We start from the raw sequence: 26,997 nt of genomic DNA, 5'->3' as shown, positions 1-26,997 counted from the left end.
TTATTATAAAATGTCGTAATATATTACTCTTCGTACCCTAACATACCATCAATTGTATTTGCTGTTACCGAATGGTAGTTTGCTCGTGATTTCTTATAAATAGCCAATCCTTCAGTAACTTTGTTACTGTCTTTATAAGCTTTAAAAATAGTTGATACATACCAACGTCTACCAACACTTGTTAAGAAAGCCTCAATAGTAGTATCTACATTATTACCTCTATAATTATGTGTTATTGCTTTTTCAAACCAAACCATTGCTATGTATGAATTGGTTGAATTTGTTAAATTAAAAGTATTATCGATTATTGTTAATTGCTCAACTGTAATTTCTTTAGGGAAATTACGAACAAAATGTACCCATTCTTGCGTTGTCCAGTCTTTTGTTAAGACAGCCTCAATCTTATTTTTAGCTATAAATTCAGATAGTATTTTCTCTACACTACTAAATTTATCAGAAGTAATTATAGCTTGATTTTTTGGTACACCTGGTTTATAAATCCACTCTTTTGTATTAAATTCAATCTTATTTTTTTCTAAAAGATTCGTATTTAAATACGCTATAAATTTTTCTGTAGTCATTGTAGAAAAAGCATGCGTTTTAAAATAATTTTTCAAAAACACATCAAATTTTTCTCTACCTACAGTTTCTTCTAAAGTTCTAAGAAATAAGTATCCTTTATCATAAGCGATACTATTCATTCCGTCATCAGGATTACGACCTTTTAAATCAAGCTTTAACTTAGTATCATTAGGAGCATCTTTAAAACCTTCTAATTCATCTTCTAAATCTTGCCTCCCTATAAGTGCTAACATATTGGCTCTATCTTTACCATATAAAGCTTCCATAATACGTAGTTCAAAATAAACAGTAAATCCTTCGTTTAACCAGAAATCGTCCCAAGTAGCGTTTGTTACTAAATTACCTGACCACGAATGTGCTAATTCATGTGCTATTAAAGAAGTTAAACTCTTATCTCCTGCAATAACAGTAGGTGTCGCAAATGTTAAACGCGGGTTTTCCATTCCTCCAAAAGGAAAACTAGGAGGCAAAACAATAACATCAAACTGTTCCCAATCATAATCACCATATAAGTTTTCGGCAGCAGAAACCATTTTTTCCATGTCAGAGAACTCCTCATGAGCTTTGTCTAATACAGATTTTTCTGCATAAATACCTGTTCTTTTACTAACAGCTTTGTATTCTATATTTCCAACTGATAATGCTATTAAATATGGAGAAATAGCTTGTTTCATTTTAAAGTTATAAACGCCATCCGCTGTTTTAGTTTTTGGGTTTTCGGCACTCATTACAGCCATTAATGATGATGGTACTTTTACTGTTGCATTATAGGTAACTCTAACTTGTGGGCTATCTTGTATTGGTATCCAAGTACGTGTTAAAATAGCTTGTCCTTGTGTAAATAAAAACGGATCTGTTTTGTCTGCCGTTTGCTGCGGACTTAACCATTGTAAAGCTTCCGTTTTACTGGTGGTATTATAATTTACTGTTACCGTTTTTGTATTTGTAGTAATAGGAATTTTTAAAGCCTTACCTAGTTGTTTATTAAAATCTCCAAAAGAAAATTCAACTTTTTTTCCATCAGCTAATACACTATGAATTTCCAAAAATTTGGTATCTAATATAATCTCTGAAGCTTCATTATTTGTAATATTATATGTTGCGCTTCCTTTAATCTGTTTTGAATCGAAATCAACATCAATATCAAGATTTAGGTGTGTAACAACCGCTTCGTTAGGTTTAGAAAACGAGTGTGGTTCTTCTACATATTTTTTTACTTTTTTTTCCTCTTTCTTTAAATCTAAACAACTTGTTATACATATTAAGACTAAGAAACTTAATAAATTTATATTTTTCATGATGTGGTTTTGTGACACGAAAGTATTGTTATATTTTATAAGAATACTTTTATTGAATTAATATTTTCAATCCATTTTAAAATCAACCTTCAATAAAACAAGCTACATCGTTCCCCATAAACATTATAGCTGGCTTTAAAATACACTTATAAATATTATATAAAATTCGTTCCCTGTTTTCCCCTTCTTATGTATAAATTTTAGAGCCTCATTCCTTTTTTATAGAAATCTTCAACAAGCTAAACTACTTTTAAAAAAGAAAGCAAATAATACTTTTTATAACCTCAAAACTTACGAATATGAATGTATTAACAGTAAAATTCAAAAATGAAAGTAAACTACCTGATTCTGATGTATCTATTGGGTTTGTTCCCGGAGGAACTAATGCCTTTAATTTAAGTTACTCAGCTGGAAAAGATATTTTACCTCTAAATAAAACTAAAGAAAACGGTAATTGGTATAAATTAGAAGAACTACAAGATGGTGTTCAAATTGAAAACTTCAGTGGTCGTATTTACGTCTCTTACGGAGAAACATGGACGGTTTTAAAAGATGGTTACGAACCTGCTCAAAACATTACTGACCTTAATTTTTTTCTTAGGTACGATAAAATGGAATTAACCTTTAACGGTAAAGCTACTGATGTAGCAGATCTTACAAGTATTGACTATTGGAGTATTCCTATGAAATTAGAAACTTCTTATAAAAATACTTCAGTTCAAACTGATTTAGGTAATAAAAAAGGAGTTATATCAAGTCAAATATATAATGCCTTAAATATATTAACTACTCCACCAAAATCTGGGCAACCAAACGCAAAACCTGCTTTAGTTCCTGGTACATTTAAACAAAACACTGATCAACCTGGGTCTGGATTTGCTCGTATTATTGGCCCTTCTTCTTATCCACCAATTGGAGGAGTTCCAGTGATTCCATATAATCTTTTTAATGATTATTTAACTTTTTTAAATGAAAACTTCGGAAAAAATCCAATTGCAAACCCAATAGTAATTGAAGGGTTAGGTAATGGAATAATTGCTACTATTTCTGGGCATTTTAACGGAGTTGGTCCTAATGTACCTTCGTCTGGACCTAAAAGTGCTCAAGATTATAATTTAAAAGCTTCTATTGATACTGATTTGAATGTAACTTTAAAAGGTAAAATAGGTAGCACAGAAACTACAATGAAATTTACAAAAGCTAGTCTTATTAGCCCTATAGGTATTTATGGAGCGAATGCCGCGTTTTCTTTAAATAAAGGAAGTGAAGAGAACCCTGCTAATGATGTATATGGATGGATTACTGGTGATTTACTTGCTGGGTTTAATATAGGTGCCATAGGTTCAACCACTGAAATAAATAAAGAAAAAGTTGGTGCGATGAATAGTAGTGATTGGTTTAGTAAGGTACCTAACACAAAATTATTTTCGAACTTACAGAATAAAGCTACAAATTACAATCAATATGCGGCAGCTTTACAGCCATTATCTGATGCTTATAACTTTGCATATTCTGATCGTTTTTCAGCAGTTCAAATCTCTTTAAACCCTGCTACAGTTGATGAATTACAAATATCTTTTTTTAATGTAGAAACATTACTATAAAAGTAAATAGAAAAGCAGATTTTAAAAATCTGCTTTTCTATTATATTTCTAAAGATGTAAATTTAAATGTATTACCATCAAATAACCCTTTATCAGATAATTTTAAAGAAGGAATTACCAATAACGCCATAAATGATAAACTCATGTAAGGTGCACGTAACATACTTCCCATTTGTTTAGCCATTTCATCTAGTTCGGCATACGACTTACCTATCTCTTCAGCAGATTTATCACTCATAATTCCTGCCACAGGCAATGAAACTATTTTTTCTTCATGTTCAGTAACAGCACAAACCCCTCCTCTATTCTCAATTAATAAATTTACGGCTCTACAAATTGCTTGATCAGAAACCCCTACAGCTATAATATTATGCGAATCATGCCCTACAGAACTTGCTATAGCGCCTTCTTTTAATCCGAAATTTTTAATAAATGCAATTGAAGGTGCTGTATTTTTATAACGATTTACAACCGTCATTTTTAACACATCGTTTTGAGTGTTTGAAACTAAATTCCCATCTTTTATTAATGAATCTATTTCAATTTCATTCGTTACTAATTCTCCGTCTAAAGCTTCAATAACTCTAATTTTTTCTGCTGTAGATTTAAATTCAAAATCAGTAACGTTCTTTTTATCTGTATTAAAATTATTCAATACTTCAAAATCTACTGATTTCACAAAAGATCTTCCATTTTCAGCAACTAATTCACCGTTTATATACGTTTGTAAGACATTAAATTTTTCTAAACTATCAACAACAATAAAATCGGCATCATCTCCTTTTTCTAATAAACCAACATCTAAATTGTAATGTTTTACAGGGTTTAAACAAGCAGCTCTTAACACTTTAAAGATATCAATTCCTTTCGCTACTGCGCGTTCACATAACTGATTAATATGCCCTACTAATAAATCATCTGGATGCTTGTCATCTGAACAAAACATCATGTTTTCGAAATAATCAGGCAATAAATCTATTAATGCTTCGAAGTTTTTAGCAGCACTACCCTCACGAATAATCACTTTCATACCTTTTTGAAGCTTTTCTAAAGCTTCTTCATAGGTAAAGCATTCATGATCGGTTGTTATACCTGCCGATATATATTTAGTTACATCATCACCTCGTAAACCTGGTGCGTGCCCATCAATAGGTTTGTTATTGTTTTTTGCATGTTCAATCTTTTTTAATACTTCATCATCATCAAACAAAACACCTGGATAATTCATCATTTCAGCCAGATATTTAATATCCGGGTTTTCCATCATCAATTTTATGTCATCAGAATCAATTATTGCTCCTGCACTTTCAAAAGAAGTTGCTGGCACACACGATGGTGCTCCGAAATTAAATTTTAACGGAACTTTCTTTCCGTTTTCAATCATAAAATCTACGCCCTTTACTCCTAATACATTTGCTATTTCATGCGGATCAGAAACAGTTGCAACCGTACCATGAACAACTGCAATTTTCGCAAATTCTGAAGGTACTAGCATAGAGCTTTCTATATGAATATGAGCATCTACAAAACCAGGAAGAATATAATTTTCGGTAGTATGATTTATTGCTCGAATTTCTTTTATTTTCCCGTCTACAACTTCAACTTCTCCTTTATATATTCGTTTATTCTGTATATCAACTATATTTCCTTGTACAATCATCTTATTCATTTTAAAGTTACAAAAATAGGCAGTATTTGTGCAAAAAAAAAGCATCCTTTCGGATGCTTTTTTAAATTATTTTTTATCTGTAAAAGGATTATGAAATAGGCCCTCCAGCTAAAATTTCAGCATTTGCATTTTCTTCAAACTGTTTAAAGTTTTTTCTAAAAGAGTCTGCTAATTTGTGTGCTGTTTTATAATACTCTTCATCATTATTCCATGCTTGTCTTTGACTTAACATTTCTGTTGGAACACCTGAACATTTTCTTGGCTGTGCCAATCCGAATACAGAGTGTATATGATAGTTTTCTTTATTTACTTCACCTAAATCACCACTTAATGCTGCGTTAATCATAGCACGTGTATATTTAAGTTTCATTCTATGACCAATTCCATAAGGTCCTGCAGTCCATCCAGTATTTATTAACCAAACATTTACACCAGTTTCTTTCATTTTTTCGCTTAACATTTCTGCATAACGAGTTGGGTGTAATGGCATGAATGGTGCTCCGAAACAAGCTGAAAAACTTGGTAATGGTTCAGTAACTCCAGCTTCAGTTCCTGCAACTTTAGCAGTATAGCCTGAAATAAAGTGATATGCCGCTTGACCAGGTGTTAACCTAGAAATTGGAGGCAATACACCAAAAGCATCAGCTGTTAAGAAAAATATATTCTTAGGATTTTTACCTATAGATGGTGTTTGAATATTTTCAATATGGTCTATTGGGTAACTTACACGAGTATTTTGTGTAATTGATGTATTATGAAAATCTACATTTCCTTCAGCATCCATAACAACATTTTCAAGGATTGCTCCTTTTTTAATAGCTGCGTATATCTCTGGCTCTTTATCTTTAGAAAGATCGATTACTTTTGCATAACAACCTCCTTCAAAATTAAATACAGTATTTTCAGATGTCCAACCATGTTCATCGTCTCCAATTAAACTACGGTTAGGATCTGTAGATAACGTTGTTTTTCCTGTACCTGATAATCCGAAGAAAATAGCAGTATCACCTTCTTTCCCAATGTTTGCAGAACAGTGCATTGGTAATGTATTTTTAAATACAGGTAAAATAAAGTTTAATGCAGAAAAAATTCCTTTTTTGATTTCTCCAGTATAACCAGTTCCACCAATTAAAGCAATCTTTTTTCCGAAGTTTAAAATAGCAAAATTGTGTTGACGTGTTCCGTCAACTTCAGGATTTGCCATAAACCCAGGAGCATTAACTACTGTCCACTCAGGAGAAAAACCTTTTAATTCTTCTGCCGTTGGGCGTAAAAACATATTGTAAGCAAACATGTTACTCCAAGGATATTCATTTACGACTCTAATATTTAATTTATAGTCTTCATCTGCACATGCATAACTATCACGTACGAAAACTTCTTTATTAGAAAGGTAAGCTGTTACCTTATTATATAGTTTGTCAAATTTATCTGAATCGAAAGGTATGTTTATATCTCCCCACCAGATTTCATCCTTTGTTATATCGTCTTTAACGATAAAACGATCCATTGGTGAACGTCCAGTAAATTCACCAGTTTCAACAGCTAGTGCCCCTGAACTAGAATTTACTCCTTGTTTTTTTTCAATCGTTGTATCGTGTAATTCGTCTGATGTTAATTGATAACGAATCGTAGCTCCTTTAATTCCTAAGTTGTCTAACGATATCGTTTTCGTATCAAGATTTTTCATCTTAAATTAATTTAGTTGTGTTTAATTTGACACAAAAATAGTTCTTTTTGATTAAATTTATTAATCATTGAAAAAAATTATCAACTATTCTTTTTAATAACTTTTTTAAAAAACTGAAAAAACAGCACAGACCAACCTATTATTAACAAAAACCCTCCTAATGGAGTTACAAACCAAATTGATTTTGCTGGTACTTTTAATAAATGAATTACATAAATAGATCCCGAAAACAATATAATTCCCCCAATTAAAAAGAAACTAATCGTATTTTTTTGCTTCAAACTAAATTCTTTAAAGGTATTAGCAAAGAGTAGTAATAAAACATGAATGAATTGATATCTTACTGCTGTTTCAAAACTTTGCATCGCTTCTGGGGTTAATTTCGACTTCAGAGCATGTGCACCAAAGGCTCCAAGAACTACAGCGATAATTCCTAAGAGAGATGCTATTGTTAAATTTTTATACATTTATCTTGTTTTTGTTTAATTTTAAACTTTTTTAACGATATTGTGAGCTCAAATTTTAAGTTAACAAAAATACATTATAAATGAGAAACATATTAATTATTGGCGCTGGTAGATCGAGTTCATCTCTTATAAAATATTTACTAGATAAATCGACACAAGAAAACTTACAAATAACGATTGGTGATGTTTCAGTTAAAAATGCTAAAGCTATAATTAATAATCATAAAAATGCAACAGCTGTAGAGTTAGATGTTTTTAATGAAGCGCAACGTGTTAATGCTATAAAAAAAGCCGACATTGTTATTTCTATGCTTCCTGCACGTTTTCATATTGAGGTTGCTAAAGATTGTGTTACCCACAACAAACACATGGTTACAGCTTCTTATGTTTCTGATGAAATGAAAGCTTTAGATAAAGAAGCTAAAGCAAAAGGACTTGTTTTTATGAATGAGATTGGCTTAGATCCAGGAATAGATCATATGAGTGCCATGCAAATTATTGATAGAATTCATGATAATGGTGCTAAAATGCTATTATTTGAATCTTTTACTGGTGGATTAGTAGCTCCTGAAAGCGATACTAATTTATGGAACTATAAATTTACTTGGAATCCAAGAAACGTAGTTTTAGCAGGACAAGGTGGTGCAGCAATGTTTATTCAAGAAAATACTTATAAGTACATACCATATCATAAATTATTTAGAAGAACAGAATTTTTAGATATTGATGGTTACGGAAAATTTGAAGGCTATGCCAATCGTGATTCTTTAAAATACCGAAGTCTTTATAACCTAGAAAACATACCTACTATGTTCAGAGGTACTATTAGAAAAGTAGGTTTTTCTAGAGCTTGGAATGTTTTTGTTCAATTAGGAATGACTGACGATACTTACACTATTGAAGAATCAGAAAACATGAGCTATCGTGACTTTACAAACTTATTCTTAGCATACTCACCAAGTGATTCTGTAGAATTGAAATTTAGATCGTATTTAAAAATAGATCAAGATGATATTATGTGGGATAAATTTTTAGAATTAGACATCTTTAATCCTACTAAAATAATTGGATTAAAAAACGCTACTCCTGCTCAAATGTTGCAAAAAATACTTTCTGAAAAATGGACGCTTGAAGCTGATGATAAAGATATGATTGTTATGCAGCATAAGTTTGGATACGAACTAAATCAAGAAAAATACCAAATAGAAAGTAGTATGGTTATTAAAGGTGATGATCAAACATATACTGCAATGGCAAAAACAGTTGGTTTACCTGTTGCAATGGCTGCCTTAAAAATATTAAATAAAGAAATTACAACTCCTGGTGTTCAATTACCTATAAAAAAAGAAGTGTATGAACCTATTTTGAAAGAATTAGAAGAGTACGGAATTACATTTGCAGAAAAAAAAGCTCCCTATTTAGGATACAACCCCGAAACTATAAAAGGGTAAATGTAACTTTTTGAAAAAAACATTTCGTTAAATTAATTTAGGAGGCATCAGTAAACTGATGCCTCCTATTATTTTCTTCCTATTTAAGAAATAACTTGGTTTAAAATTCACTTTGCTCGAAATTCGCTTAGATAACAGATACAAAACCACTCATAATAAAATTAAAAAAATTAGCAATGAGAAAAGAGAGTTCAACAAATTTTATAAACAACCATACATTAGAAAATTATTGCAATGCTCATAAAATACTTTCACAAATTAGTGGAAGATGGAAACTCTCTATCATTTTTGCTTTATCTGAAAGTCAATTAAACTATTCTGATTTTAAAAAAAGATTACCAAACATAACAGACCGAATTCTAGCAAAACAGTTAAATGAACTGAAGAAAGATGAAATAATTGGAAATGAAAAAACTAAGTTAAAATCTGTCTATTTTCTAACAAAAAAAGGAAATGAAATGATGCGTATTTTAATCTCTTTCAAAAATTTCAACTCGAATTCTATTTAATTAAAAAACAACACGCTCTAAAAACTCTATCACCTCTCCGTTTGGACTATAAACAATACTATTCCGAACATTCAAATTCTTACTTTTATTACTTAAATCGATTGTCAAAACCCCCTCACTTAAATCTTTTGCTCCAGCGTTTATAGCTGAAATTCTTGCTTTTTCAGCATCTTTAACAACAAAACAAATATGCAAAATTGAGTTTTCTATAAATTCTTCCTCTTTATTTCTTTTTCTTCCTTGAGTGGGTATTTCAGCGTTTTTATCAAAAATTTCTATATAACTATTTATTTTAGAATTATAAAGCATACCCCCTCTTTCTAAATTATATTCAGGAAGTGACCAATCGTGAATTAAAGCAAAACCTAATTCTCTATAAAAATTAAGAGTAACTTGAAAATCTTGTGCTTTTATAGCATAGTGATGAAAAGCACTTATATTATCTGATAGCTTCATATTTTATTTTTAACAAAATTAGGACGTTAATCTCTAGAAAAAAAGGACTTACAAAATTGTTAGTTAATAAAATAATTATTCTATTCTACTATCTGAAATAGATAACTCATCACTTTAAAGTAATCTTATTATCTACAAATAATTTCTTGTTTTGTTTATAAAATATGTAGCTAATGTTACTTAATTATCTATAATTATAAATTATTTTTGTTTCTAAATTTATTTCTATATGGAAGACATGATATTTTATGATAGATTGCAGTTTGCATTCACTATCACATTTCACTACATATTCCCGCAATTAACAATGGGATTGTCTTTAATCATTGTTTATTTTAAATGGAAATACTTAAAAAACAAAGTAGAATCGTATAATAATGCTGCAAAATTTTTAATGAGCATTTTTGCCATTAATTTTACAATGGGCGTAGTTACAGGAATACCAATGGAGTTTCAATTTGGTACTAACTGGGCAAAATTTTCTGAACTTACAGGCTCCGTAATTGGCCAAACATTAGCCATGGAAGGAATGTTTTCATTCTTTTTAGAATCTTCTTTTTTAGCGCTATTTATTTTTGGTGAAAAATTAATGGGACAAAAACTACATTTCTTAACGGGTTTTTTAGTCTTTTTAGGTTCATGGGCTAGTGGTTGGTTTATCTTAGCTACTAACGCATGGATGCAACACCCTGTTGGTTATGAAATTTTAGAAAACGGAAAATTTGTATTAGAAAATTTCTCAGCTCTTTTTACCAACCCTTGGCTATTACCTGCTTTTTTACATAATCAAGTAGCCTCCGTTACCACCTCATCTTTTGTTGTTGCTAGTATTGGTGCCTTTTATATTCTAAGGAATAAAAATTTAAAATATGGTAAATTATTTTTAAAAACAGGCGTAATATTTGGCTTAGTATCAAGCTTACTACTAGCATTTCCTACAGGAGATTGGAATGCTAAAAACGTAGCGAAATATCAACCTGCATCTTTTGCTGCAATGGAGGGGATCTTTGAAACTGAAGAGGCTGGTGCCGAAATTGTTTTGATTGGACAACCTAATATGGTTGAAAAAAAATTAGATAATAAAATTGCTGTTCCTAACATACTAAGTTTTTTAACCTATCAAGAGTGGGATAAACAAATACCTGGAATGGATCAATTTAAAGAAGAGGAACTTCCCGACAATGTTCCTGCGCTTTATTACTCGTATCATATTATGGTTGGTTTGGGTACAATTTTTATAGCAATAATGAGCTTAGCTGTTTTCTTTTTATGGAGAAGGAAACTCTATACTCTAAAACCTTTATTGTGGGTTATAATGTTCTTAGTTCCATTTCCATATATTGCAAATATCACAGGCTGGTATACTGCCGAGCTAGGAAGACAACCATATTTAGTTTATGGCTTACTTAAAACAAGTGACGGAATTTCACCTACTGTTTCATCTGGTAATACTTTATTTACTCTTTTAGGTTTTGTTGCTTTATACATGCTACTTGGAGCACTATTTTTAGTATTAGTAGGTAAAACAATTCACCAAGGACCTAAACATCAAACACATTAATTATGGAAATATTTTGGTTTATAATAATTGCAATTGTTTTAGCTGTCTTTTTTATACTAGATGGATATGATTTCGGAGCAGGTATTATCCACTTGTTTATGGCTAAAACAGAAAAAGATAAAGAAGTAATTACTAAATCAGCTGGGTTATTTTGGGATTCTAATGAAGTTTGGCTTGTAGTTGCTGGCGGAATGCTTTTTATGGCCTTTCCAACATTTTATGCCTCAGTATTTAGCGGTTTTTACCTTCCTTTAATAATTGTACTCTGGCTAATTGTTTTCAGAGCCATTGGTTTAGAATTTAGAAGTCAGTTTAACTATCAAATGTGGAAAGATATTTGGGACAAATCATTTGGGGTTTCAAGCTTATTGCTAGCCTTGTTTTTTGGTATTGCCTTAGGAAACGTTGTTAGAGGTGTAAATTTAGGCGGTGTAGAAAATGGTATTTCACATTATGAAGGGCATTATTTTTTCTTACCGCTTTGGGATAGTAGTTTTAGTCCTCTTAGCGAAACCCCTGGTGTTATTGATTGGTTTACTATTGTTATAGGATTAATTGCAGTGGTTACCTTAGCTATTCATGGTGCTAATTGGATTGTTTTAAAAACAAATTCTTCGATTAATCAAAAGTTAAAAAAAACAGTTCTCAAGCTAAACATTGTGTTAGCAATATTAACAATATTTTCATTAGCCATTTGGCAAATTGTAAACCCTAATTCGTTAAACAATTTCACTAATAATCCATATTTATTAATATTCCCTATCATTTATTTAACAGGATTAATTGGATTGTTTTTTATAAAAAAAATGAATAAAGAAATATATCCTTTTGTATTCTCTACGTTATTAATCCTTGGCGGAATAACCTCTTCATTAGCCTCTATGTTTCCTGTAATTTTACCCTCTACAAATACTGTAAACGAATCATTAACCATATATAATACCGTTACAACTGCATATGGTTTATCTGTAGCAATGTATTGGGGTATTATTGGCTTTATCCTTCTTTTTGTATACATGATTATACAAAAGAAAATAATGGGCGGTAAAATAGACAAAATGGATTATGGTCATTAAATGTAAAGAAGTATGACAGCAACCTTAATGTCTCTAATTAGTATTCTTATTGGTATACTTGGAGCTAATATTACTGGACTCTATTTTAAAAAATATTCTTTTGGTCTTACAGGAAACACCATTGCAGGGGTTTTCGGGAGTGTATTCTTAAATAAATCATTCGGGCGATTAGGTTTTAGTCCTAAGTATATAATTGAGCTTAATAGTATTAACACTACCCTATTTATTATCAATATAATCGTGTCTTTTTTAGGTGGCATACTTGCTATTTTCTTAATTTACATGATAAAAAATAAGATGAATAAAACCTAGCCGTAATTTACTGCCTAAACATCTAAACGAACATAAAGTGAAATTCATTTATAGCGATCAGTAAATAATTACCTATATTTTAATTGGAACACTTTAAGGAATGTCTGGTTGAGCGCAGTCGAAACCTATTTTGACAGGCTAATAGTTCTAGACTGCGCTCGAACTGACAACAATAATTACATTAACCCACCTAAAAAACAAACACTTAACAACATATGTTTAACTACTAACCTCTATTCATTTATTTAAGAAAACATATTTAACCTTACTCGAAACTTATTTTCGAATAGCTTCGTCAATTATTGATATGACGAACTAAAACTCTACTTAATAAAGAAAGTTAAATACAATAAAAATTATTCGAATTTCATAATAAAATCATAACAAATGACAACCAACTTAATTGAATATATTAAACGTTATGTAGCTATTTCTGAAGGTGAAATTAACCTATTTAAATCCTATTTAAAACCAAGAGTTTTAAAGAAAAAAGAGTTTTTACTTAATGAAGGTCAAATTTGTAAATCGAGATATTTTATAACCAAAGGTTGTGTAAGACTATATTACATTAGTAACAAAGGAAACGAGCAAATTATACATTTCGGAATTGATAATTGGTGGATTACAGATTATGAGAGTTTAATAAACAAAACACCTTCTAATTTATACATTCAAGCAACAGAAAACACAACTCTTCTTGAACTAACCCAAGATAAATTTGATGAGCTATGTTTAAAATTACCACAAACTGAACAGTTATTTCGAAAAATAATGGAGAAAAGCTATATCGCTTCCCAAAAAAGAATTGAATACATGTTTAGCCTAACGGGAGAAGAATTATTTAATGATTTTATTGCTGCCAACCCTGATTTTACAAAAAGAGTACCTCAATACATGATTGCCTCCTATTTAGGCATGTCTCCTGAATTTGTTAGTAAGATAAAAAGAAAATAATTGCGCTTCTTAATCTTGATTAATATTTACCTTCTAACAATCGGTTAATTTTGCATTAAACCAATTTAAAATGAAAAAAATTATTTTAATCTGCATTATTAGTCTTAGCATTACTAGCTGCTCAAAGCAAAAAAAAAGTAATTCTAAAAAGATTAATACAACAGAAAATTTAACGCAAAATCACATTATGGAAAAAGTAATAGATAAAAATCTACCAACAATAGGTATACTTGTATTTGAAGGTGTAATAATTAATGAAGTAGTAGCCCCTTTAGATGTCTTTTCAAATCCGAATTCAGAAAACAAACACCTTTTTAACGTAATAACAATCGCTACCGAAAACAAAACCTACACCAGTGCTCATGGTTTAAAAATAACTCCTGATTATGTTATTGACAACATACCAAATTTAAAAGTTTTAGTAGTACCTAGCTCTTATAACCCAGCCGATCAAACATCTGACAAAAAATTAGTTAACTTTATAAAAGAACAAAATAAAACAACCGAATATATTGCAAGCCATTGTGCAGGCGCTTTTTTAATAGGTGAAACAGGAATAGCAGACGATAAAAAAATAGTAACTTACGTAACAGGCGGAGCGCAATTAAAAGCTGATTATCCTAAATTAAAAGTTGCTGATGACGCTACTACTTTAGTTGTTATAGATGGAAAATTTATTTCATCTAATGGAAGCTTAGTAAGCTATGTTGCTTCGTTTGATCTCTTAGAAAAGCTAACAAGTAAAGCGCATAGAAAATTTGTTGAGTCTTCAATTCTTTTTGACAGAATAAAGAAAAAATAAAATCTCTGACTAATAACGAAGAAATCACAAACTTTAATGATTTGTGCTTTCTTTGTATTTTCGTACTTACCCAAAAGTAGTACTAATTATCATAACTTTTACAACACCTTCGCTATAAAAAATAAAGACAATGACATTTAACGAAATTTGGAATAAGAATAAAAGTCATTTACTAAACTTTATTAAAACTAAGATTGATACGAAACACGTTGCAGAAGATATTTTACAGGAAGTTAGCCTTAAACTTTACGATAACTTAACTAAAAAAACGGTCATAAAAAACTATAAAAACTGGCTCTTTCAAGTTACTAGAAATAGCATTGTTGATTATTACAGAAAAAATAAAAAGCATACCGAAATAACTGTAAACACCTCAGAAACTAGTATCAATTCAAGCGCTTGTGTATGTGATTTATCAGAATTTGTAATTAAAAATTATTTACCTGAAAAATATAGCACACCGCTTTACTTAAGTGATATTGAACAAAAAAAGCAACAAGAAATAGCCGAAATACTAAATTTATCTTTAACAGCAACAAAATCGAGAATACAAAGGGGACGAAAAAAATTAAAAGAATTAATTACCAATTGTATTGATATATCCTACAATAAAAAAGGGCAAATTTCTGACTTTCAACTAAAAAACAACTGTGAACTACCACAAGAATTAAAAGATGAAATAAAAAGAATAAATTTAATGCCTTAAACCTGCGTCTTTTTACATATGCCATACGTCTACAAGAGAAAGTAAACAAATGAAACATAAAATAGTATCTTTAGCTGTAGTACCTTTCTTATTAATTTTAACAAGTTTTTTTTGTTATTTAACCATTACAAATCAATGGAATTTTGAAATAGCCTCCTTTTCTATTTTCTTATTCACTTTAATATATATTTTAATTTTAGAGCGAATTATTCCGTTGAAACAAAATTGGAACACCACTAAACAATCTATTTGGCCCGATATTAAACATTTTATATTTTCGGCAGCTATATTTGACGCTTTAGGAAAAATGATTGCAGTATCATTTGTTGTTTTTTTGCAAAAGAAATTATTTTTTCTAAATGATTTTTGGGATTCTGTACCTTTTCTTGCAACCTATGTTATTGCAAATTTAATTGGTGAATTTCTTCCGTATGTATACCATCGAGTTAGCCACATAGGTAATACGAATTCGTATTTAAGTACTTTTTTATGGAAAACACATGCTATTCATCATTTACCTTCCAGTTTAAATTGGTTTAAAACAAATTGGATTCACCCAGTGAATATGCTCTTAAATACGTTATTTAAAATGACACCTATTTTACTTTTAGGATTTAGTAAAGAAATTATTTTTCTGGTAGGCATTACTCATGTAGTAATTGCTTACATTTCTCATGCTAATATTAAAACACAAAAAAGTTTTATAGATTATATCATTGTAACCCCACAAATACATCATTTTCATCACAGTAAAAAACTAGAAGAAGCTAAAAATTTTAGTAATATATTTCCTTTTTGGGATTTACTATTTGGCACCTATTATAACAGAAAAGGAACCGTTGAAAAAGTTGGAATCGTAGAAAGTCACTCTATAGATTATCCTAAAAAAACCGAATATATTAAACAACTCACATTTCCTATAACCACCTTAAAAAACTGTTGTAAATAAAATTAAACGGTGTTAATTGGTACGATAGCAATTAACATCGTTTTTCGTTAATTCCTTCATCAAATAACTTGTATAATTACACTTCTTGTTGTTAATATTTATTTTATTAACTTTCTGTAAATTAACTGATTTAGCTTGACTGCTTCCTCTTTTACTTTTACTTTTGTGAAAAAAATAAAACCAACTAAGATTATATCCAATGATGAAAAATTTAATCATTTATAAAATTATTTTTTTACTTCTAATCCTTCAAGCTAATATTGTAAATGCCCAAAAAGTATTTAAAACTCCTTATGGTAGTAATAAAGCCGTTGGTAAATATGTTACCATAAATAAAGCTAAAATTTATTATGAAGAATATGGTAAAGGTGAGCCTTTACTAATAATACATAGCTGTGGTACCGATATTAAAGCAATGGAATATCAAATTAATTATTTTAAAGATAAATACAGAGTAATTACTGCCGACAGTAGAGGTCAAGGAAAATCTGAATTAAAAACAAGAAAATTAACCTACACTAAAATGGCTAAAGACTGGGAAGGTCTTATTAAGCATTTAAAGTTAGACTCAGTAAATATTCTTGGTTGGAGTGATGGCGGAATAACTGCTTTAAAAATAGCGATCCGTAACAAAACTAAGATTAAGAAAATAGTTACAATGGGCGTTAATTTAAGAATTGACAGTACTGCTGTTAACAATTGGGCTATAAAACAAGTTAAAGAAATGCGTAGTGAAACCTTAAAGATGATAAAAAAAGGTGATACGTCTAGAGACTGGAAAACTGAATTACAGCTAGATAATTTAATTTTAAACCAAAAAAGTTTAAGTCATGCTGATCTAAAAAAAATTAAATCAGAAGTTTTAGTTATTGTTGGTGATAGAGATATTATTAAAAACGAACACGCACTCGAAATATTTGATAATTTACAAAAAGGACAACTATGTATAATTCCTGGTTCTAACCACGGAACTCCTCGTAATAATTCAAAAATATTTAACGAAATTGCCAATAGGTTTCTTACCAAAAAATTTAGTTATCCAAAAAACAACTAATTACAACAAGAAATAACTTAAAAAAAAGAGGAACAGTTTTATAAAACTGTTCCTCTTTTTTTACATTTTTAAATAAAAATCTTTTGTAAGTTTTATATAGTCATCGGTATATTGGTGCCGTTCTTTCTCTATAATTAACACTTCGTTTTCAACCTCTTTTGCCTTAAAAGAAAACGCTAGTAAACTTCTTTTTATCTCAGTATTTTCATTGCCTTTTACATGGCAAGCCTTATTTAAAAATAAATTAGACTCCTTTGCTAATATCACAAAATTCTCTTCCTCTTTAAAAGGTATAATAACAGAGAACAATCCGTTTTCTGATAAAATTTCAGAAACTCCCTTTAATAATTCCTCAAAAGGTAGCGAAGAGGTAAAACGTGCTTTATTACGAGCTTCGTTTGCTGTTTCAAAATTATCGGTATAAAATGGCGGATTTGAAACAATAATATCATATTGCTCTTCTTCTTCAGCTATTTCTTTAGCAAATTCAACAAAAGAAGTATTATAACAAAACAAACGATCTCCCCAATCTGATTTTTCGAAATTATCAACTGTTTGCTCATAAGCATTCGCATCAATCTCTACAGCATCAATAGTCATCGCATCACTTCGCTGTGCTAACATTAACGAAATAACACCAGTGCCCGAACCAATATCTAAAATCGTATCTGGGTATGCTCCTAAAGAACACCAAGCACCTAACAAAACTGCATCTGTGCCAATTTTCATAGCCGTTTTATCTTGATGTACTGTAAACTCTTTAAACTTAAATGGTTTCATTTAGAAAAATCTTCCGATTATTTTATCTGCATTAAAAAATAAATACAAAATAACTATTAGCACTACTATTAAATATAATCCTTTTTTTGGTTGTGTTTTTTTCTTATTACCAAAACGTCTTTTAAATTCCATTTCTTATGCTACTATTAAATTACTGTTGTTATTAAAAACTATGCTAGTTTCGTTGCACGTAACATCTCTCTTTTTCCTGGAGGACCAGGTAAACGCTCTACCGTAAACCCAACAGCTTGCATTGCACGTCGCACACTGCCTTTTGCTGAATACGTTACTAATATTCCGTTTTCTTTTAAGGCTTCAAACATACGTTTAAATACTTCTTCTGTCCACAAATCTGGCTGATGTTCTGCTCCAAACGCATCAAAATATATTAAATCAAATTGTTCTTTATCATTAATATCCTTAAAAAATTGTTGTCGTTTTGTTAAGCTAAAATTTTGTGTAATTTCATGTTTTTCCTCCCAAGAAAGGGCATGCATTTTATTAAAAACGGCTTGCTCATTTTCAGCCTTTAACTCAGTAACATAATTTAATTTTAGTACTTCTTCTGCGACTACAGGATACGCTTCTACCCCAACATAATTTATTATTTTATTACTTTCTAAAAAAGTTATAAAACAATTTAAACCTGTACCGAAACCAATTTCTAAAATAGAAATTTCTTCTTTTTTTTGTAGTTCTAATCCGTTTTTTATAAAAACATGATATGCTTCTTGTATAGCGCCGTGTTTAGAGTGATACTGCTCATTCCAATCTGGTAAATGAATTGTTGTAGAGCCATCGGATGTAATAATTATTTCTCTTTTCAAATTAAGGTATTATCAGTTTTTTAATTCTTGGTATTGGCCCGGTACATCTATCTTTATGGCAAGCAATACATGCTGCTACTATTTTATTAAACTCTCTTTTTCGAGTATCTTTAGAAACCTGATTAAGATTTTTCTGTGCATCAATAAAAAAGGTTGCAAAAGTAGCAAACGTATCGTCTAAATCTGAAACATCAGTTAATTTTGCTGTATGTATTTTTAAATACGCTTTGTTAAAGTCTGTTATTTCTTTGCCTTCAATAATTTGCTTACGCACTTGCATGTTTCCTACATACATTAATCGCATTAAATTTGCCATTTCAGATGTCTTATACATCTTAAAAGAAGCAGGAATTTTGTCTATTATTTTTATTTGCCTTTTTGTTTTTTTAGCTTCGCAGCCCATCACTAAAAAACAAAAAAGTAATACTATACTTATATTATTTTTCATTTACTTTCGAAGCTAACAAAACACCATCAGCTAAAAATGAGTATGTAATCTTAGGTAATTTAATTTCAGCTATTTCTTCGTCTGATTTACCTGCATCTTTTGCATAATGCTGTAATTCTTTAACAGAAACTTCATTTTTAAAAGCTTTACCATTTAAAATAACTTCGCTACCCGCTGCATTAAAAGGCATAAAAAAAGCATAATCTTTAAATTTCACAAATGCTTTTTGATCATTCCCTAAAGATACTTTAATCCAACATCCTTTCTTTTGACAAACCTCATCTACTTCACCTACAAACTTCACATTAACGGTATCGTTAGTGTTCATGTTACCAAATATCTTAGCCATTTTTTGTTTGGTAATCGTATTTTCGTCTGAAATTTTTTCTCCAAAAGAAACAAATTCAGTTTTTAACATTTTCTCTTTTTCCTTTTTCGCTGTTTTACAAGCCATAAAAAACGCTCCTACAACCAAACATAATACTAGTATTCTTTTCATTTTCAAAATATTAAAATCAACGTATACACAAATATAATTATAATTAACGAAGTCGATACTTAAAACAAAAAATTATATAGCTAGTTTTAGTATCTTAGCATCGCTACAAAAACAGCGTTTTATGAACATAGAAATTCAATTAGCAGAGCAATCTAAAATAGATTCTGTAGATTTTAACAACTTATCTTTTGGTAGTGTTTTTTCTGATCACATGTTTGTTTGTGATTATATCGATGGAGAATGGAAAAACCCTTCTATTACACCTTATCAACCGATTTCATTAAACCCTTCTTCTAAAATTTTTCATTACGGACAATCGATCTTTGAAGGAATGAAAGCCTACAAAGATTCTGAAGAAAACACGATGTTGTTTCGTCCTTTAGATAATTGCAAGCGTTTAAATAAATCTGCTGAACGTTTAGTAATTCCTCAAATTCCTGAAGATATATTCATGAATGGTTTAAAAAAATTATTAGAAATTGATAACAAATGGATTCCTACAAATGAAGGGAGTTCTTTATATATCCGCCCTTTTATATTTGCTACAGGAGAAGGTTTTCACGCCTCACCGGCAGATTCTTATAAATTAATTATTTGTACTGCTCCTTCTGGTGCTTATTTCTCTGGAAAAATAAAAGTTTTAATTGAAGAAAAATATGCACGTGCAGCAAATGGTGGTGTTGGTTTTGCTAAAGCTGGTGGTAATTACGCAGCTCAGTTTTACCCAACTAAACTAGCTACAGAGAAAGGATATCAGCAAGTTATTTGGACTGATGACAATACCCACCAATATATTGAAGAAGCTGGTGCAATGAATATCTTCATTAGAATTAATGATACTTTAATAACAAGCCCAACAAGTGATCGTATTTTAGATGGTATTACTCGTAAGAGTATTCTTCAGATTGCAGAAGATGAAAATATACCTGTTGAAGTTCGAAAAATTACAGTTACTGAGGTTGTAGAAGCAGCTAAAAATGGTTCTTTAAAAGAAATGTTTGGAGCAGGAACTGCTGCTGTTATTTCTCCTATCTCTGGTTTTGGTTTTAAAGGAGAAGATTATAATATTCCTGAAATAGAAAATGGATATGCCACTAATTTAAAAAATCATATTACTGATATACAAACAAATAAGGCAGAAGACAAGCATAACTGGAGAGTTATAATTTAAGTTCTAAAAAAAAACTATCTTAGTAACTTAATAATCAATATTTTAAACTCCTACTTAAGGTAAATGAAAAATATTATACCCGCACTGTTATCAATAATTATAGGTTTTGCCTTATCTTTTTTTGGGTTAAGCACCTTTTTTAGTGATACTACAAAAACAACTCCGAAAGAAGTTATAGCTACAAAAAAAGAAACGCCAATAAAAGAAAAATCAGAAACACCTACTGAAGTCACAAAGACAGAGAACAATACTAAAAGTGTTGATACTAATGTAAATCTTACTAATATACAAGAGAATTTTAGTAATTGGAACACTTATCATAAAGAGAATATCGATTTAATGTCAACCTTTATTGCTCTTGATGATAAAGGGATTGTAATGGATAAGGGGATTTTCTTAACCTTATTACGAACTGGTGCATATATTTCTGTTAAATCAGAAAAAAAAGGAAAAACTCAATATCAACTAGTTGCTGTTAAAGAAAGTGCTGACGAAAAAATTAAAAAGGCAATTGTAAGTAAAGCTACCATTGCACACCACTACTTTAAAATGGAAGGAAAAAAACTTCCTAGCTATGATTTTGTAGATTTAGATGGAAATTCTCATAACAAAGAAGATACTAAAGGAAAAATAGTTGTTCTAAAATGCTGGTTTATTACCTGTAAGGTTTGTGTAGAAGAATTTCCAGAACTGAATGAATTAGTTGACAAATACAAAGACAATAATGTTGATTTCGTAAGTTTAGCCTTTGATGAAAAAGATAAACTTATTAAGTTTTTAGAAACCAAAACTTTTAAATATGTTACGATACCTAATCAGAAAAAATACATGTCTAAAAAATTAAAAGTAAAGCAATACCCTACACATCTTATTGTAGATTCTAGAGGTGTTATTATTAAAATGGTTAGTAATGTAAAAACCTTAACTTATGAACTAAATCGTATTTTAGGTAACTAATAAATTTTATAAATACCATAAAAAAAGTTCCTCTTTTAAAGAGGAACTTTTTTTATTGGTGTAAAATCTCATTTAAATTAGGCTTAAAATAATTAGGCCCTTTTAAAACCTTGCCATCTTCACGATAAATTGGCTTGCCGTCTTCGCCTAACTTACTCATATTACTTCGTTGAATTTCATTAAACACTTCTTCTATTTTATCTTGCATACCATGCTCGATAATTGTTCCGCACAAAATATACAACATGTCTCCTAAAGCATCAGCAACCTCAACTAAATCATTGTTTTTAGCAGCTTCTAAATACTCTTCATTTTCTTCTTTCATCAGCTCATAACGCAGCAATTTTCTATCTTCTGTTATAGCAACCGTTGGTTTGTCTTGAATATTTAATTTAAATGCTGAATGAAATTCATGTACTGCTTTTATTTTATTTTTCATTTTTATATAATTTGTAATGCTGTTTTAATTTTTTGAAAGTCAAAATTAGTCCAATCAACTATATGGCTTTTAATATTTTCTTGTTTAAAATCTATTAAATTCTTATTTCTAATTCCTAAAAAATGGATTCCTAAGTTTCTAGCTGTTTTTAAATCCCAAATTCCATCACCCACCGAAATAATGTTTTCAAATTCATTTACTTGAAAATATTCTCTTGCTTTATTAATTGCTGATTTTACGATATCCTCTCTAGTATAAATACTATTTGCGGATTCGACCAAAACTGGAACAAAATTAATAGTAGCTTGTTCTAACTTTATTAGTGCTGGTTTTAACAAAGAGCCTGTTGCAAAACAAATAGCATAATCTGTTTCTCTCATAAAAAAATCTACTACTTTTTTTGCTCCTTCAATTTCAACAGTTTCAGGTTCTTTTAAAAATAACGATGTCATTTTATCTTCAAAATCAGCAATAAAAGAGATCTCAAAATCCTTCTCGAAATTCGTTTCAAAATTTTGTTTTAAAATATAACTATCTGTTACATTTTTATAGCTTTTCCAATTCTTATTAATTTCTGTAATTCCAAAATTAATCATTGTATTTACAAAAGCTGTTTGATGTTGATTTTCGCTCTTCGTTAAGGTATCATCAATATCAAAAACTATTAAATTTTTCTTTTTCATCTAAGTCGCTATTTTTAATAATTGAGCAGGAACAATCTTTAAAACCCAAGCTATAAATCTCCATCTTTTAGATATATAAGCAGCTCTTTTCTTTTTATTAATTGCCGAGTATATTTGTTTTGTCGCTTTTTCTAAGGTAACCATCCAGAAAACCCCATCACCTAAAGCCATTGCTGTATCTATAAAACCAGGACGAATGTCTGTTACATAGACTTTCTTTGATTTAATTGTTTTTGTTTTGATATATAAACTTTCTAAATACGATTTTTGGTATGCCTTAGATGCAAAATATGAAGGTGCTTCTCTGTTACCTCGAAGCGAAGCTATTGATGAAATACCTACTAGGTGTCCAAATTGTTGTTTCTCAAACAAATTATAAGCTAAATCATATACTTTAGTTGCCCCTACTACATTTGTCTGTATTGTTTTATTCTCAATATCCCACTCTAGTTCAGTATTTACCTCGCCTACTCCTGATGAATGTATAACTAAGTGAACTTCGCCTAATTCTCTTACTATTTCATTAAAAACAATTTCAACCTCACCAACTTGTTGAATGTCATTTTTCTTTATAATAATTTGATTAGGATATTGCGCTTTTAATTCTTTGAGTTTAGCTAACCTTCTTCCTGTAATTGCTACTATAAAATTATCTTTTACTAATAATTCAGTTAATTTTTTTCCGATACCTGATGTAGCTCCAAAAACAATTGCCGTTTTAGTTTTATTCATTATAAATCATTCTTTAACTTTGCTAAAAATACAATTTTATGCTTATTCCTATCGCTGCAAAAATGTTTACTCCTGGAAGAATTGTTTTTGCTAGCTTATTTGTTATTGCTTTTATAGTTTTAATGATATACAGTTATAAAAAAGATGCAAAAAACAACAGCAAACATTATAAAAATGGCGCTATTTATGTAGCTGTCGGAATTATAACACTTATAGCTTTGTTATTTATTTCTAAATTTTTAATTAAAGGTTAATTTATCAATTCAACTTCACTTAATTTTCCGTGATCTAAAACAGTAAAGCCGTCTTCATTAAAATGAGATGAAGGGCTATACTTCATATTTATTTCTAGCTTCGAGAAATCATATGATGTTGCCTGATACACACTCTGCCCAAAAGATTCTTCATGATACTTAAGTAATATATATACTTTCGCATCCAACTTTTCTATTTCTTCATTTGAATATTTATGTAACGGACTTTCTTCACCTACTTCATGTACAACCGTCCAAACTGTTGGTAAGTACATTATTTTATCTCGTTCTAACTTTAATTCATGAAATGCTCTTTGATAGCGACCTTCTTTGTTTTTTTCATTTATTGATAACGTAACTTTAATTTCGGGTTCTATCATAATTGTTTTTCGATTATTCATTAATCGAAACATCAATGCCCTATGCTCTTTAAAATCTCTTAGTATTAAATTATCACTAAAACGAATTGCTGCTTTTGGTTTTGCAAATCTACCGTACAATAACCCTGTAATAAATGAAAAAGATAACAAGCCTAACATTGCTTGAAAAGCAGCTATTAAATTAGCTGTAATTCCTTTTGGAGCGATACCACCATAACCAACGGTTGTTAATGTTTGCGCACTAAAGAAAAAACCATTTAAAAAATCACCAAAAAAATTCCCAGTTGATGGTGTTATTTGTTCTATACCGATTAAAGTATACACAAAACCGAAAAGTATATTTAAAAAAGTATATCCTATAAAAACATAAAGAAAAAATCGACTCCACGACATTTCAACGAAATAAGTATATAAATCATCTACATTAAACTTTTTATTTACATGTATTACATTCGAACTTCCGTCTTTATTAATAATCCCTCTAACATTTTCATGAGAATTAAACCCAAAACCTGGGTCTTTAGTTTTTCTTGCCATCGTATTAATTTACTTTATAAAAATACAAAAACCGATGCTAAATAGCATCGGTTTTATAATTCAATTAAACTTCTTATTTAGTTTTTAACTGGTAAAAAACTATGGTTTCTAGCATAAAACTTCATTTGTTCTTCAAAAGTTTTAGGCTGTGTAACTTTTATATCAGTTATAGTTCCGTTTGCATCAGTAACCGGCACTAAAACAGGATTTACAAATCCGCTATAAGCCGCATCAGGAAATTTCTCATTTCGCTGTTTTACTTCTTTATGAATATCTTGATTTACTTTAACACCATAACCTTCAACTAAGGCTTTTGCAGCTTCAAAATCTCCTTCAGATTTAATTCTTTGTGCTTCTTTTAACAAACGTCCAAAAATTTCACGAAGCTTCATGTAATCATTTACAACAAAGTATGTTTTACCTTCTTTAGTAACCTGTTCTATTACATTATCTTTCTTTCCTTGCTCAAAAGACCAAGCAGATACCCATTGGCGGTTTACCATATGATCTTCTTCAATATCATCACCTAAATTAATTCGAATTAACTGCGTCATTAAACCGTTTCTAATATAACCATCATAAGCAGCTTTTCCTACTTTTTCCCAATCGCTCACTAAACCTAATTCTTGTAATTTAGGATCCATTAAATAATACAAACCAACTAAATCTGCTCTACCCTCTTCCATCGTAGATGCATAGTTTTTTAATGTTTCTTTTGGCTGCCCTACTCCTTCGTTTATCTTACCTGAAGCATGACCGATTACCTCATGTAAAGCGGTATGTAATTTATCTGCTAATTTACCGTACTCAAGTTCTAAAGCTATTTCTTCATCATCATGAGCAAACTCTTTTAAACGTCCTGATCCACCTGCACTATTGTAAGCTCCAATAATATTTCCTAATGAAACTGATTTTGATCCATGTTCTTGACGAATCCAATTATTATTTGGTAAATTTACTCCAATTGGTGTACTTGGCGATGCATCTCCTGCTTCACCTGCCACATTAACTGTTTTATAAGAAACACCTACCACATTCTTCTTTTTATGAGCTGGCAATAATGGAGCGTTATCCTCAAACCATTGTACGTTCTCCGATAAAACTTTCATCTTTTTAGACATATCAAAGTCTTTAATCTGCACTACAGTCTCATAAGAACCTCTATATCCTTTTGGGTCATTGTAAACTTCAATAAAACCATTTATCCAATCAATATTTCCTTCAGTAGAAGTAGCCCATGCAATGCAATATTTATCCCATACATCTAAACTACCTGTTTTATAATATTCTATTAATAAACCTAAAGCTATTCCTTGCTTTTCATTCTCTGCAACATCCTGAGCTTTCTCTAGCCAAAAAATTATAGTGTCAATTGCTTTACCATACATACCACAAGATTTCCAAACCTTTTCTACTAACTTTCCGTTTTCACGTACTAACTTAGAGTTTAATCCTGCTTCGATTGGTTGTTTTTCAGGACCTTTGTATGCTGTCTTATAAAAAGCTTCAACATCTTTACTCGTAATATCTGGCCCATAAAAGTTTATTGCTGATGCCAATACATTATCTACCCCTGCCTTCTTATTTACTTTTTTAGCATCTTTATCATTAAAAATAACATCTAAAGCTTCTGTTGATAAGGTAGTATTTGTATCCTTTAATAATCCTATTAAATACTCTTTAGAAAAAGTAGGCTTAATTTTATCATTAGAGTAATGGTGGTGAATTCCGTTTGAAAACCAAACACGTTTTAAATAAGTTGTGAAATTCTTAAAATCATTACTAGCGCTGTCTCCTTTATATTCGTTATTTATTTTTTCTAAAGCAGCTCTAATTTCAAGGTTGTGACGGTAGTTTTGATCCCACATAATATCACGACCTGCTAACCCTGCTTGCGTTAAATAATAAACTAATTCTTTTTCTTTTAATGTTAATTCTTCAAAACCAGGTATCTGATACCTTAACACCTTGATGTCAGCAAATTGCTCAACCTCGTGGTTAAATTTAGATTCCTCTTTAACCTCTTGCTTTACCTCTTGTTTTTGGTCTTTTTTACTCTCAACCCCACAAGAAACTAATACACTAACCGCTGCCGCAGTAAAAAGCATTTGTTTAAATTTCATTTTTATTATTTTAAATTGATTTTTCTG

General features: G+C 30.1%; 28 protein-coding genes. 14 read left to right on the top strand and 14 right to left on the bottom strand.

Annotation, left to right across the window (positions count from 1 at the left end; genetic code table 11):
• Positions 1-23: 23 nt before the first annotated feature.
• A complete protein-coding gene (locus tag CXF68_RS07730; RefSeq protein ID WP_101043813.1) occupies positions 24-1,880 on the bottom strand; it encodes a hydrolase/aminopeptidase in 1,857 nt (618 codons plus the stop codon).
• A gap of 299 nt (positions 1,881-2,179) precedes the next feature.
• On the opposite strand from CXF68_RS07730, the gene CXF68_RS07725 reads away from it, so the two are divergent.
• Positions 2,180-3,484 carry a beta-1,3-glucanase family protein gene (locus CXF68_RS07725; protein WP_101043812.1) on the top strand — a complete coding sequence of 435 codons (1,305 nt, stop codon included), beginning with the start codon at positions 2,180-2,182 and terminating at the stop codon, positions 3,482-3,484.
• 40 nt (positions 3,485-3,524) lie between these two features.
• Here CXF68_RS07725 and ade read toward each other — a convergent pair whose 3' ends face one another.
• The 3 genes from ade to CXF68_RS07710 form a co-directional block, all read right to left on the bottom strand.
• The gene (gene ade / locus CXF68_RS07720; protein ID WP_101047408.1) at positions 3,525-5,144 is read right to left on the bottom strand and encodes an adenine deaminase; all 1,620 of its coding nucleotides are present in this window, start codon (positions 5,142-5,144) and stop codon (positions 3,525-3,527) included.
• Between the two features lie 97 nt (positions 5,145-5,241).
• Positions 5,242-6,843: a phosphoenolpyruvate carboxykinase (ATP) gene (gene pckA / locus CXF68_RS07715; RefSeq protein ID WP_101043811.1), complete on the bottom strand. Its 1,602-nt coding sequence runs from the start codon at positions 6,841-6,843 to the stop codon at positions 5,242-5,244.
• Positions 6,844-6,923: 80 nt separating this feature from the next.
• A complete protein-coding gene (locus tag CXF68_RS07710; RefSeq protein WP_101043810.1) occupies positions 6,924-7,310 on the bottom strand; it encodes a DUF423 domain-containing protein in 387 nt (128 codons plus the stop codon).
• Positions 7,311-7,390: 80 nt separating this feature from the next.
• On the opposite strand from CXF68_RS07710, the gene CXF68_RS07705 reads away from it, so the two are divergent.
• Positions 7,391-8,761, top strand: coding sequence for a saccharopine dehydrogenase family protein (locus CXF68_RS07705; protein ID WP_101043809.1), 1,371 nt, complete (start codon positions 7,391-7,393; stop codon positions 8,759-8,761).
• 176 nt (positions 8,762-8,937) lie between these two features.
• On the top strand, positions 8,938-9,270 hold the full coding sequence (locus CXF68_RS07700) for a helix-turn-helix domain-containing protein (RefSeq protein ID WP_101043808.1): 333 nt from the start codon (positions 8,938-8,940) through the stop codon (positions 9,268-9,270).
• Here CXF68_RS07700 and CXF68_RS07695 read toward each other — a convergent pair whose 3' ends face one another.
• Entirely contained in the window at positions 9,271-9,726 is a 456-nt protein-coding gene (locus CXF68_RS07695) for a VOC family protein (RefSeq protein WP_101043807.1), read from the bottom strand. It abuts the gene before it with no gap.
• Positions 9,727-9,955: 229 nt separating this feature from the next.
• Here CXF68_RS07695 and CXF68_RS07690 point away from each other — a divergent pair, with 229 nt between their 5' ends.
• From CXF68_RS07690 to CXF68_RS07650, 8 genes are all read left to right on the top strand, one after another.
• Complete coding sequence (locus tag CXF68_RS07690) at positions 9,956-11,287, top strand: cytochrome ubiquinol oxidase subunit I (protein ID WP_101043806.1); 1,332 nt, start codon at positions 9,956-9,958, stop codon at positions 11,285-11,287.
• A 2-nt stretch (positions 11,288-11,289) separates the two neighbouring features.
• Positions 11,290-12,363 carry a cytochrome d ubiquinol oxidase subunit II gene (gene cydB / locus CXF68_RS07685; protein ID WP_101043805.1) on the top strand — a complete coding sequence of 358 codons (1,074 nt, stop codon included), beginning with the start codon at positions 11,290-11,292 and terminating at the stop codon, positions 12,361-12,363.
• A gap of 12 nt (positions 12,364-12,375) precedes the next feature.
• Positions 12,376-12,675: a hypothetical protein gene (locus CXF68_RS07680; protein ID WP_101043804.1), complete on the top strand. Its 300-nt coding sequence runs from the start codon at positions 12,376-12,378 to the stop codon at positions 12,673-12,675.
• A gap of 387 nt (positions 12,676-13,062) precedes the next feature.
• On the top strand, positions 13,063-13,629 hold the full coding sequence (locus CXF68_RS07675; protein WP_101043803.1) for a Crp/Fnr family transcriptional regulator: 567 nt from the start codon (positions 13,063-13,065) through the stop codon (positions 13,627-13,629).
• A gap of 187 nt (positions 13,630-13,816) precedes the next feature.
• Positions 13,817-14,431, top strand: coding sequence for a DJ-1/PfpI family protein (locus CXF68_RS07670; RefSeq protein WP_198553769.1), 615 nt, complete (start codon positions 13,817-13,819; stop codon positions 14,429-14,431).
• A gap of 130 nt (positions 14,432-14,561) precedes the next feature.
• A complete protein-coding gene (locus CXF68_RS07665; protein WP_101043801.1) occupies positions 14,562-15,137 on the top strand; it encodes a sigma-70 family RNA polymerase sigma factor in 576 nt (191 codons plus the stop codon).
• A gap of 49 nt (positions 15,138-15,186) precedes the next feature.
• Entirely contained in the window at positions 15,187-16,086 is a 900-nt protein-coding gene (locus CXF68_RS07660) for a sterol desaturase family protein (protein WP_101043800.1), read from the top strand.
• A 199-nt stretch (positions 16,087-16,285) separates the two neighbouring features.
• Positions 16,286-17,140, top strand: a complete 855-nt coding sequence (locus tag CXF68_RS07650; protein ID WP_101043798.1) for an alpha/beta fold hydrolase — start codon at positions 16,286-16,288, stop codon at positions 17,138-17,140.
• A 60-nt stretch (positions 17,141-17,200) separates the two neighbouring features.
• Here CXF68_RS07650 and CXF68_RS07645 read toward each other — a convergent pair whose 3' ends face one another.
• The 4 genes from CXF68_RS07645 to CXF68_RS07630 all read right to left on the bottom strand — a co-directional run bounded on the left by CXF68_RS07645 (position 17,201) and on the right by CXF68_RS07630 (position 19,694).
• The gene (locus CXF68_RS07645) at positions 17,201-17,920 is read right to left on the bottom strand and encodes a tRNA1(Val) (adenine(37)-N6)-methyltransferase (protein ID WP_101043797.1); all 720 of its coding nucleotides are present in this window, start codon (positions 17,918-17,920) and stop codon (positions 17,201-17,203) included.
• A 170-nt stretch (positions 17,921-18,090) separates the two neighbouring features.
• Positions 18,091-18,747 carry a tRNA (5-methylaminomethyl-2-thiouridine)(34)-methyltransferase MnmD gene (mnmD, locus tag CXF68_RS07640; RefSeq protein ID WP_101043796.1) on the bottom strand — a complete coding sequence of 219 codons (657 nt, stop codon included), beginning with the start codon at positions 18,745-18,747 and terminating at the stop codon, positions 18,091-18,093.
• A gap of 1 nt (position 18,748) precedes the next feature.
• The gene (locus tag CXF68_RS07635; RefSeq protein ID WP_101043795.1) at positions 18,749-19,195 is read right to left on the bottom strand and encodes a hypothetical protein; all 447 of its coding nucleotides are present in this window, start codon (positions 19,193-19,195) and stop codon (positions 18,749-18,751) included.
• Positions 19,185-19,694: a DUF4920 domain-containing protein gene (locus CXF68_RS07630; protein ID WP_101043794.1), complete on the bottom strand. Its 510-nt coding sequence runs from the start codon at positions 19,692-19,694 to the stop codon at positions 19,185-19,187. The genes CXF68_RS07635 and CXF68_RS07630 overlap by 11 nt, the downstream gene beginning before the upstream one ends.
• A gap of 121 nt (positions 19,695-19,815) precedes the next feature.
• Here CXF68_RS07630 and CXF68_RS07625 point away from each other — a divergent pair, with 121 nt between their 5' ends.
• Both CXF68_RS07625 and CXF68_RS07620 read left to right on the top strand, forming a co-directional pair.
• Positions 19,816-20,865, top strand: coding sequence for a branched-chain amino acid aminotransferase (locus tag CXF68_RS07625; RefSeq protein WP_101043793.1), 1,050 nt, complete (start codon positions 19,816-19,818; stop codon positions 20,863-20,865).
• 63 nt (positions 20,866-20,928) lie between these two features.
• Positions 20,929-21,822 (top strand): TlpA disulfide reductase family protein, encoded by an 894-nt coding sequence (locus CXF68_RS07620; RefSeq protein WP_101043792.1) that lies wholly within the window; start codon positions 20,929-20,931, stop codon positions 21,820-21,822.
• Between the two features lie 52 nt (positions 21,823-21,874).
• Here CXF68_RS07620 and CXF68_RS07615 read toward each other — a convergent pair whose 3' ends face one another.
• From CXF68_RS07615 to CXF68_RS07605, 3 genes are read right to left on the bottom strand one after another with little or no spacing between them, the layout of a single operon-like run.
• The gene (locus CXF68_RS07615; RefSeq protein ID WP_101043791.1) at positions 21,875-22,261 is read right to left on the bottom strand and encodes a nucleoside triphosphate pyrophosphohydrolase family protein; all 387 of its coding nucleotides are present in this window, start codon (positions 22,259-22,261) and stop codon (positions 21,875-21,877) included.
• Positions 22,262-22,263: 2 nt separating this feature from the next.
• Positions 22,264-22,944 carry an HAD family hydrolase gene (locus CXF68_RS07610; RefSeq protein WP_101043790.1) on the bottom strand — a complete coding sequence of 227 codons (681 nt, stop codon included), beginning with the start codon at positions 22,942-22,944 and terminating at the stop codon, positions 22,264-22,266.
• Complete coding sequence (locus CXF68_RS07605; RefSeq protein WP_101043789.1) at positions 22,945-23,676, bottom strand: SDR family NAD(P)-dependent oxidoreductase; 732 nt, start codon at positions 23,674-23,676, stop codon at positions 22,945-22,947.
• A gap of 38 nt (positions 23,677-23,714) precedes the next feature.
• Here CXF68_RS07605 and CXF68_RS07600 point away from each other — a divergent pair, with 38 nt between their 5' ends.
• Positions 23,715-23,930 carry a hypothetical protein gene (locus CXF68_RS07600; protein WP_232771624.1) on the top strand — a complete coding sequence of 72 codons (216 nt, stop codon included), beginning with the start codon at positions 23,715-23,717 and terminating at the stop codon, positions 23,928-23,930.
• On the opposite strand, the gene CXF68_RS07595 is transcribed toward CXF68_RS07600, so the two are convergent.
• Both CXF68_RS07595 and CXF68_RS07590 read right to left on the bottom strand, forming a co-directional pair.
• Positions 23,927-24,847 (bottom strand): ion channel, encoded by a 921-nt coding sequence (locus CXF68_RS07595; protein WP_101043788.1) that lies wholly within the window; start codon positions 24,845-24,847, stop codon positions 23,927-23,929. The genes CXF68_RS07600 and CXF68_RS07595 overlap by 4 nt on opposite strands.
• 77 nt (positions 24,848-24,924) lie before the next feature.
• A complete protein-coding gene (locus tag CXF68_RS07590; protein ID WP_101043787.1) occupies positions 24,925-26,970 on the bottom strand; it encodes a dihydrofolate reductase in 2,046 nt (681 codons plus the stop codon).
• Between the last annotated feature and the right edge of the window lie 27 nt (positions 26,971-26,997).

It is taken from the genome of Tenacibaculum sp. Bg11-29, from assembly GCF_002836595.1.
GTDB lineage: Bacteria > Bacteroidota > Bacteroidia > Flavobacteriales > Flavobacteriaceae > Polaribacter.
The sequence above is the reverse complement of the archived record's forward strand: the minus strand, read 5'-3'. Positions and strand labels throughout refer to the sequence as shown.

Coding starts and splice junctions, on each gene's coding strand:
- CXF68_RS07730 (WP_101043813.1), bottom strand. CDS start 1,880: ATGAAAAATATAAATTTATTAAGTTTCTTAGTCTTAATATGTATAACA.
- CXF68_RS07725 (WP_101043812.1), top strand. CDS start 2,180: ATGAATGTATTAACAGTAAAATTCAAAAATGAAAGTAAACTACCTGAT.
- ade (WP_101047408.1), bottom strand. CDS start 5,144: ATGATTGTACAAGGAAATATAGTTGATATACAGAATAAACGAATATAT.
- pckA (WP_101043811.1), bottom strand. CDS start 6,843: ATGAAAAATCTTGATACGAAAACGATATCGTTAGACAACTTAGGAATT.
- CXF68_RS07710 (WP_101043810.1), bottom strand. CDS start 7,310: ATGTATAAAAATTTAACAATAGCATCTCTCTTAGGAATTATCGCTGTA.
- CXF68_RS07705 (WP_101043809.1), top strand. CDS start 7,391: ATGAGAAACATATTAATTATTGGCGCTGGTAGATCGAGTTCATCTCTT.
- CXF68_RS07700 (WP_101043808.1), top strand. CDS start 8,938: ATGAGAAAAGAGAGTTCAACAAATTTTATAAACAACCATACATTAGAA.
- CXF68_RS07695 (WP_101043807.1), bottom strand. CDS start 9,726: ATGAAGCTATCAGATAATATAAGTGCTTTTCATCACTATGCTATAAAA.
- CXF68_RS07690 (WP_101043806.1), top strand. CDS start 9,956: ATGGAAGACATGATATTTTATGATAGATTGCAGTTTGCATTCACTATC.
- cydB (WP_101043805.1), top strand. CDS start 11,290: ATGGAAATATTTTGGTTTATAATAATTGCAATTGTTTTAGCTGTCTTT.
- CXF68_RS07680 (WP_101043804.1), top strand. CDS start 12,376: ATGACAGCAACCTTAATGTCTCTAATTAGTATTCTTATTGGTATACTT.
- CXF68_RS07675 (WP_101043803.1), top strand. CDS start 13,063: ATGACAACCAACTTAATTGAATATATTAAACGTTATGTAGCTATTTCT.
- CXF68_RS07670 (WP_198553769.1), top strand. CDS start 13,817: ATGGAAAAAGTAATAGATAAAAATCTACCAACAATAGGTATACTTGTA.
- CXF68_RS07665 (WP_101043801.1), top strand. CDS start 14,562: ATGACATTTAACGAAATTTGGAATAAGAATAAAAGTCATTTACTAAAC.
- CXF68_RS07660 (WP_101043800.1), top strand. CDS start 15,187: ATGAAACATAAAATAGTATCTTTAGCTGTAGTACCTTTCTTATTAATT.
- CXF68_RS07650 (WP_101043798.1), top strand. CDS start 16,286: ATGATGAAAAATTTAATCATTTATAAAATTATTTTTTTACTTCTAATC.
- CXF68_RS07645 (WP_101043797.1), bottom strand. CDS start 17,920: ATGAAACCATTTAAGTTTAAAGAGTTTACAGTACATCAAGATAAAACG.
- CXF68_RS07635 (WP_101043795.1), bottom strand. CDS start 19,195: ATGAAAAATAATATAAGTATAGTATTACTTTTTTGTTTTTTAGTGATG.
- CXF68_RS07630 (WP_101043794.1), bottom strand. CDS start 19,694: ATGAAAAGAATACTAGTATTATGTTTGGTTGTAGGAGCGTTTTTTATG.
- CXF68_RS07625 (WP_101043793.1), top strand. CDS start 19,816: ATGAACATAGAAATTCAATTAGCAGAGCAATCTAAAATAGATTCTGTA.
- CXF68_RS07620 (WP_101043792.1), top strand. CDS start 20,929: ATGAAAAATATTATACCCGCACTGTTATCAATAATTATAGGTTTTGCC.
- CXF68_RS07615 (WP_101043791.1), bottom strand. CDS start 22,261: ATGAAAAATAAAATAAAAGCAGTACATGAATTTCATTCAGCATTTAAA.
- CXF68_RS07610 (WP_101043790.1), bottom strand. CDS start 22,944: ATGAAAAAGAAAAATTTAATAGTTTTTGATATTGATGATACCTTAACG.
- CXF68_RS07605 (WP_101043789.1), bottom strand. CDS start 23,676: ATGAATAAAACTAAAACGGCAATTGTTTTTGGAGCTACATCAGGTATC.
- CXF68_RS07600 (WP_232771624.1), top strand. CDS start 23,715: ATGCTTATTCCTATCGCTGCAAAAATGTTTACTCCTGGAAGAATTGTT.
- CXF68_RS07595 (WP_101043788.1), bottom strand. CDS start 24,847: ATGGCAAGAAAAACTAAAGACCCAGGTTTTGGGTTTAATTCTCATGAA.
- CXF68_RS07590 (WP_101043787.1), bottom strand. CDS start 26,970: ATGAAATTTAAACAAATGCTTTTTACTGCGGCAGCGGTTAGTGTATTA.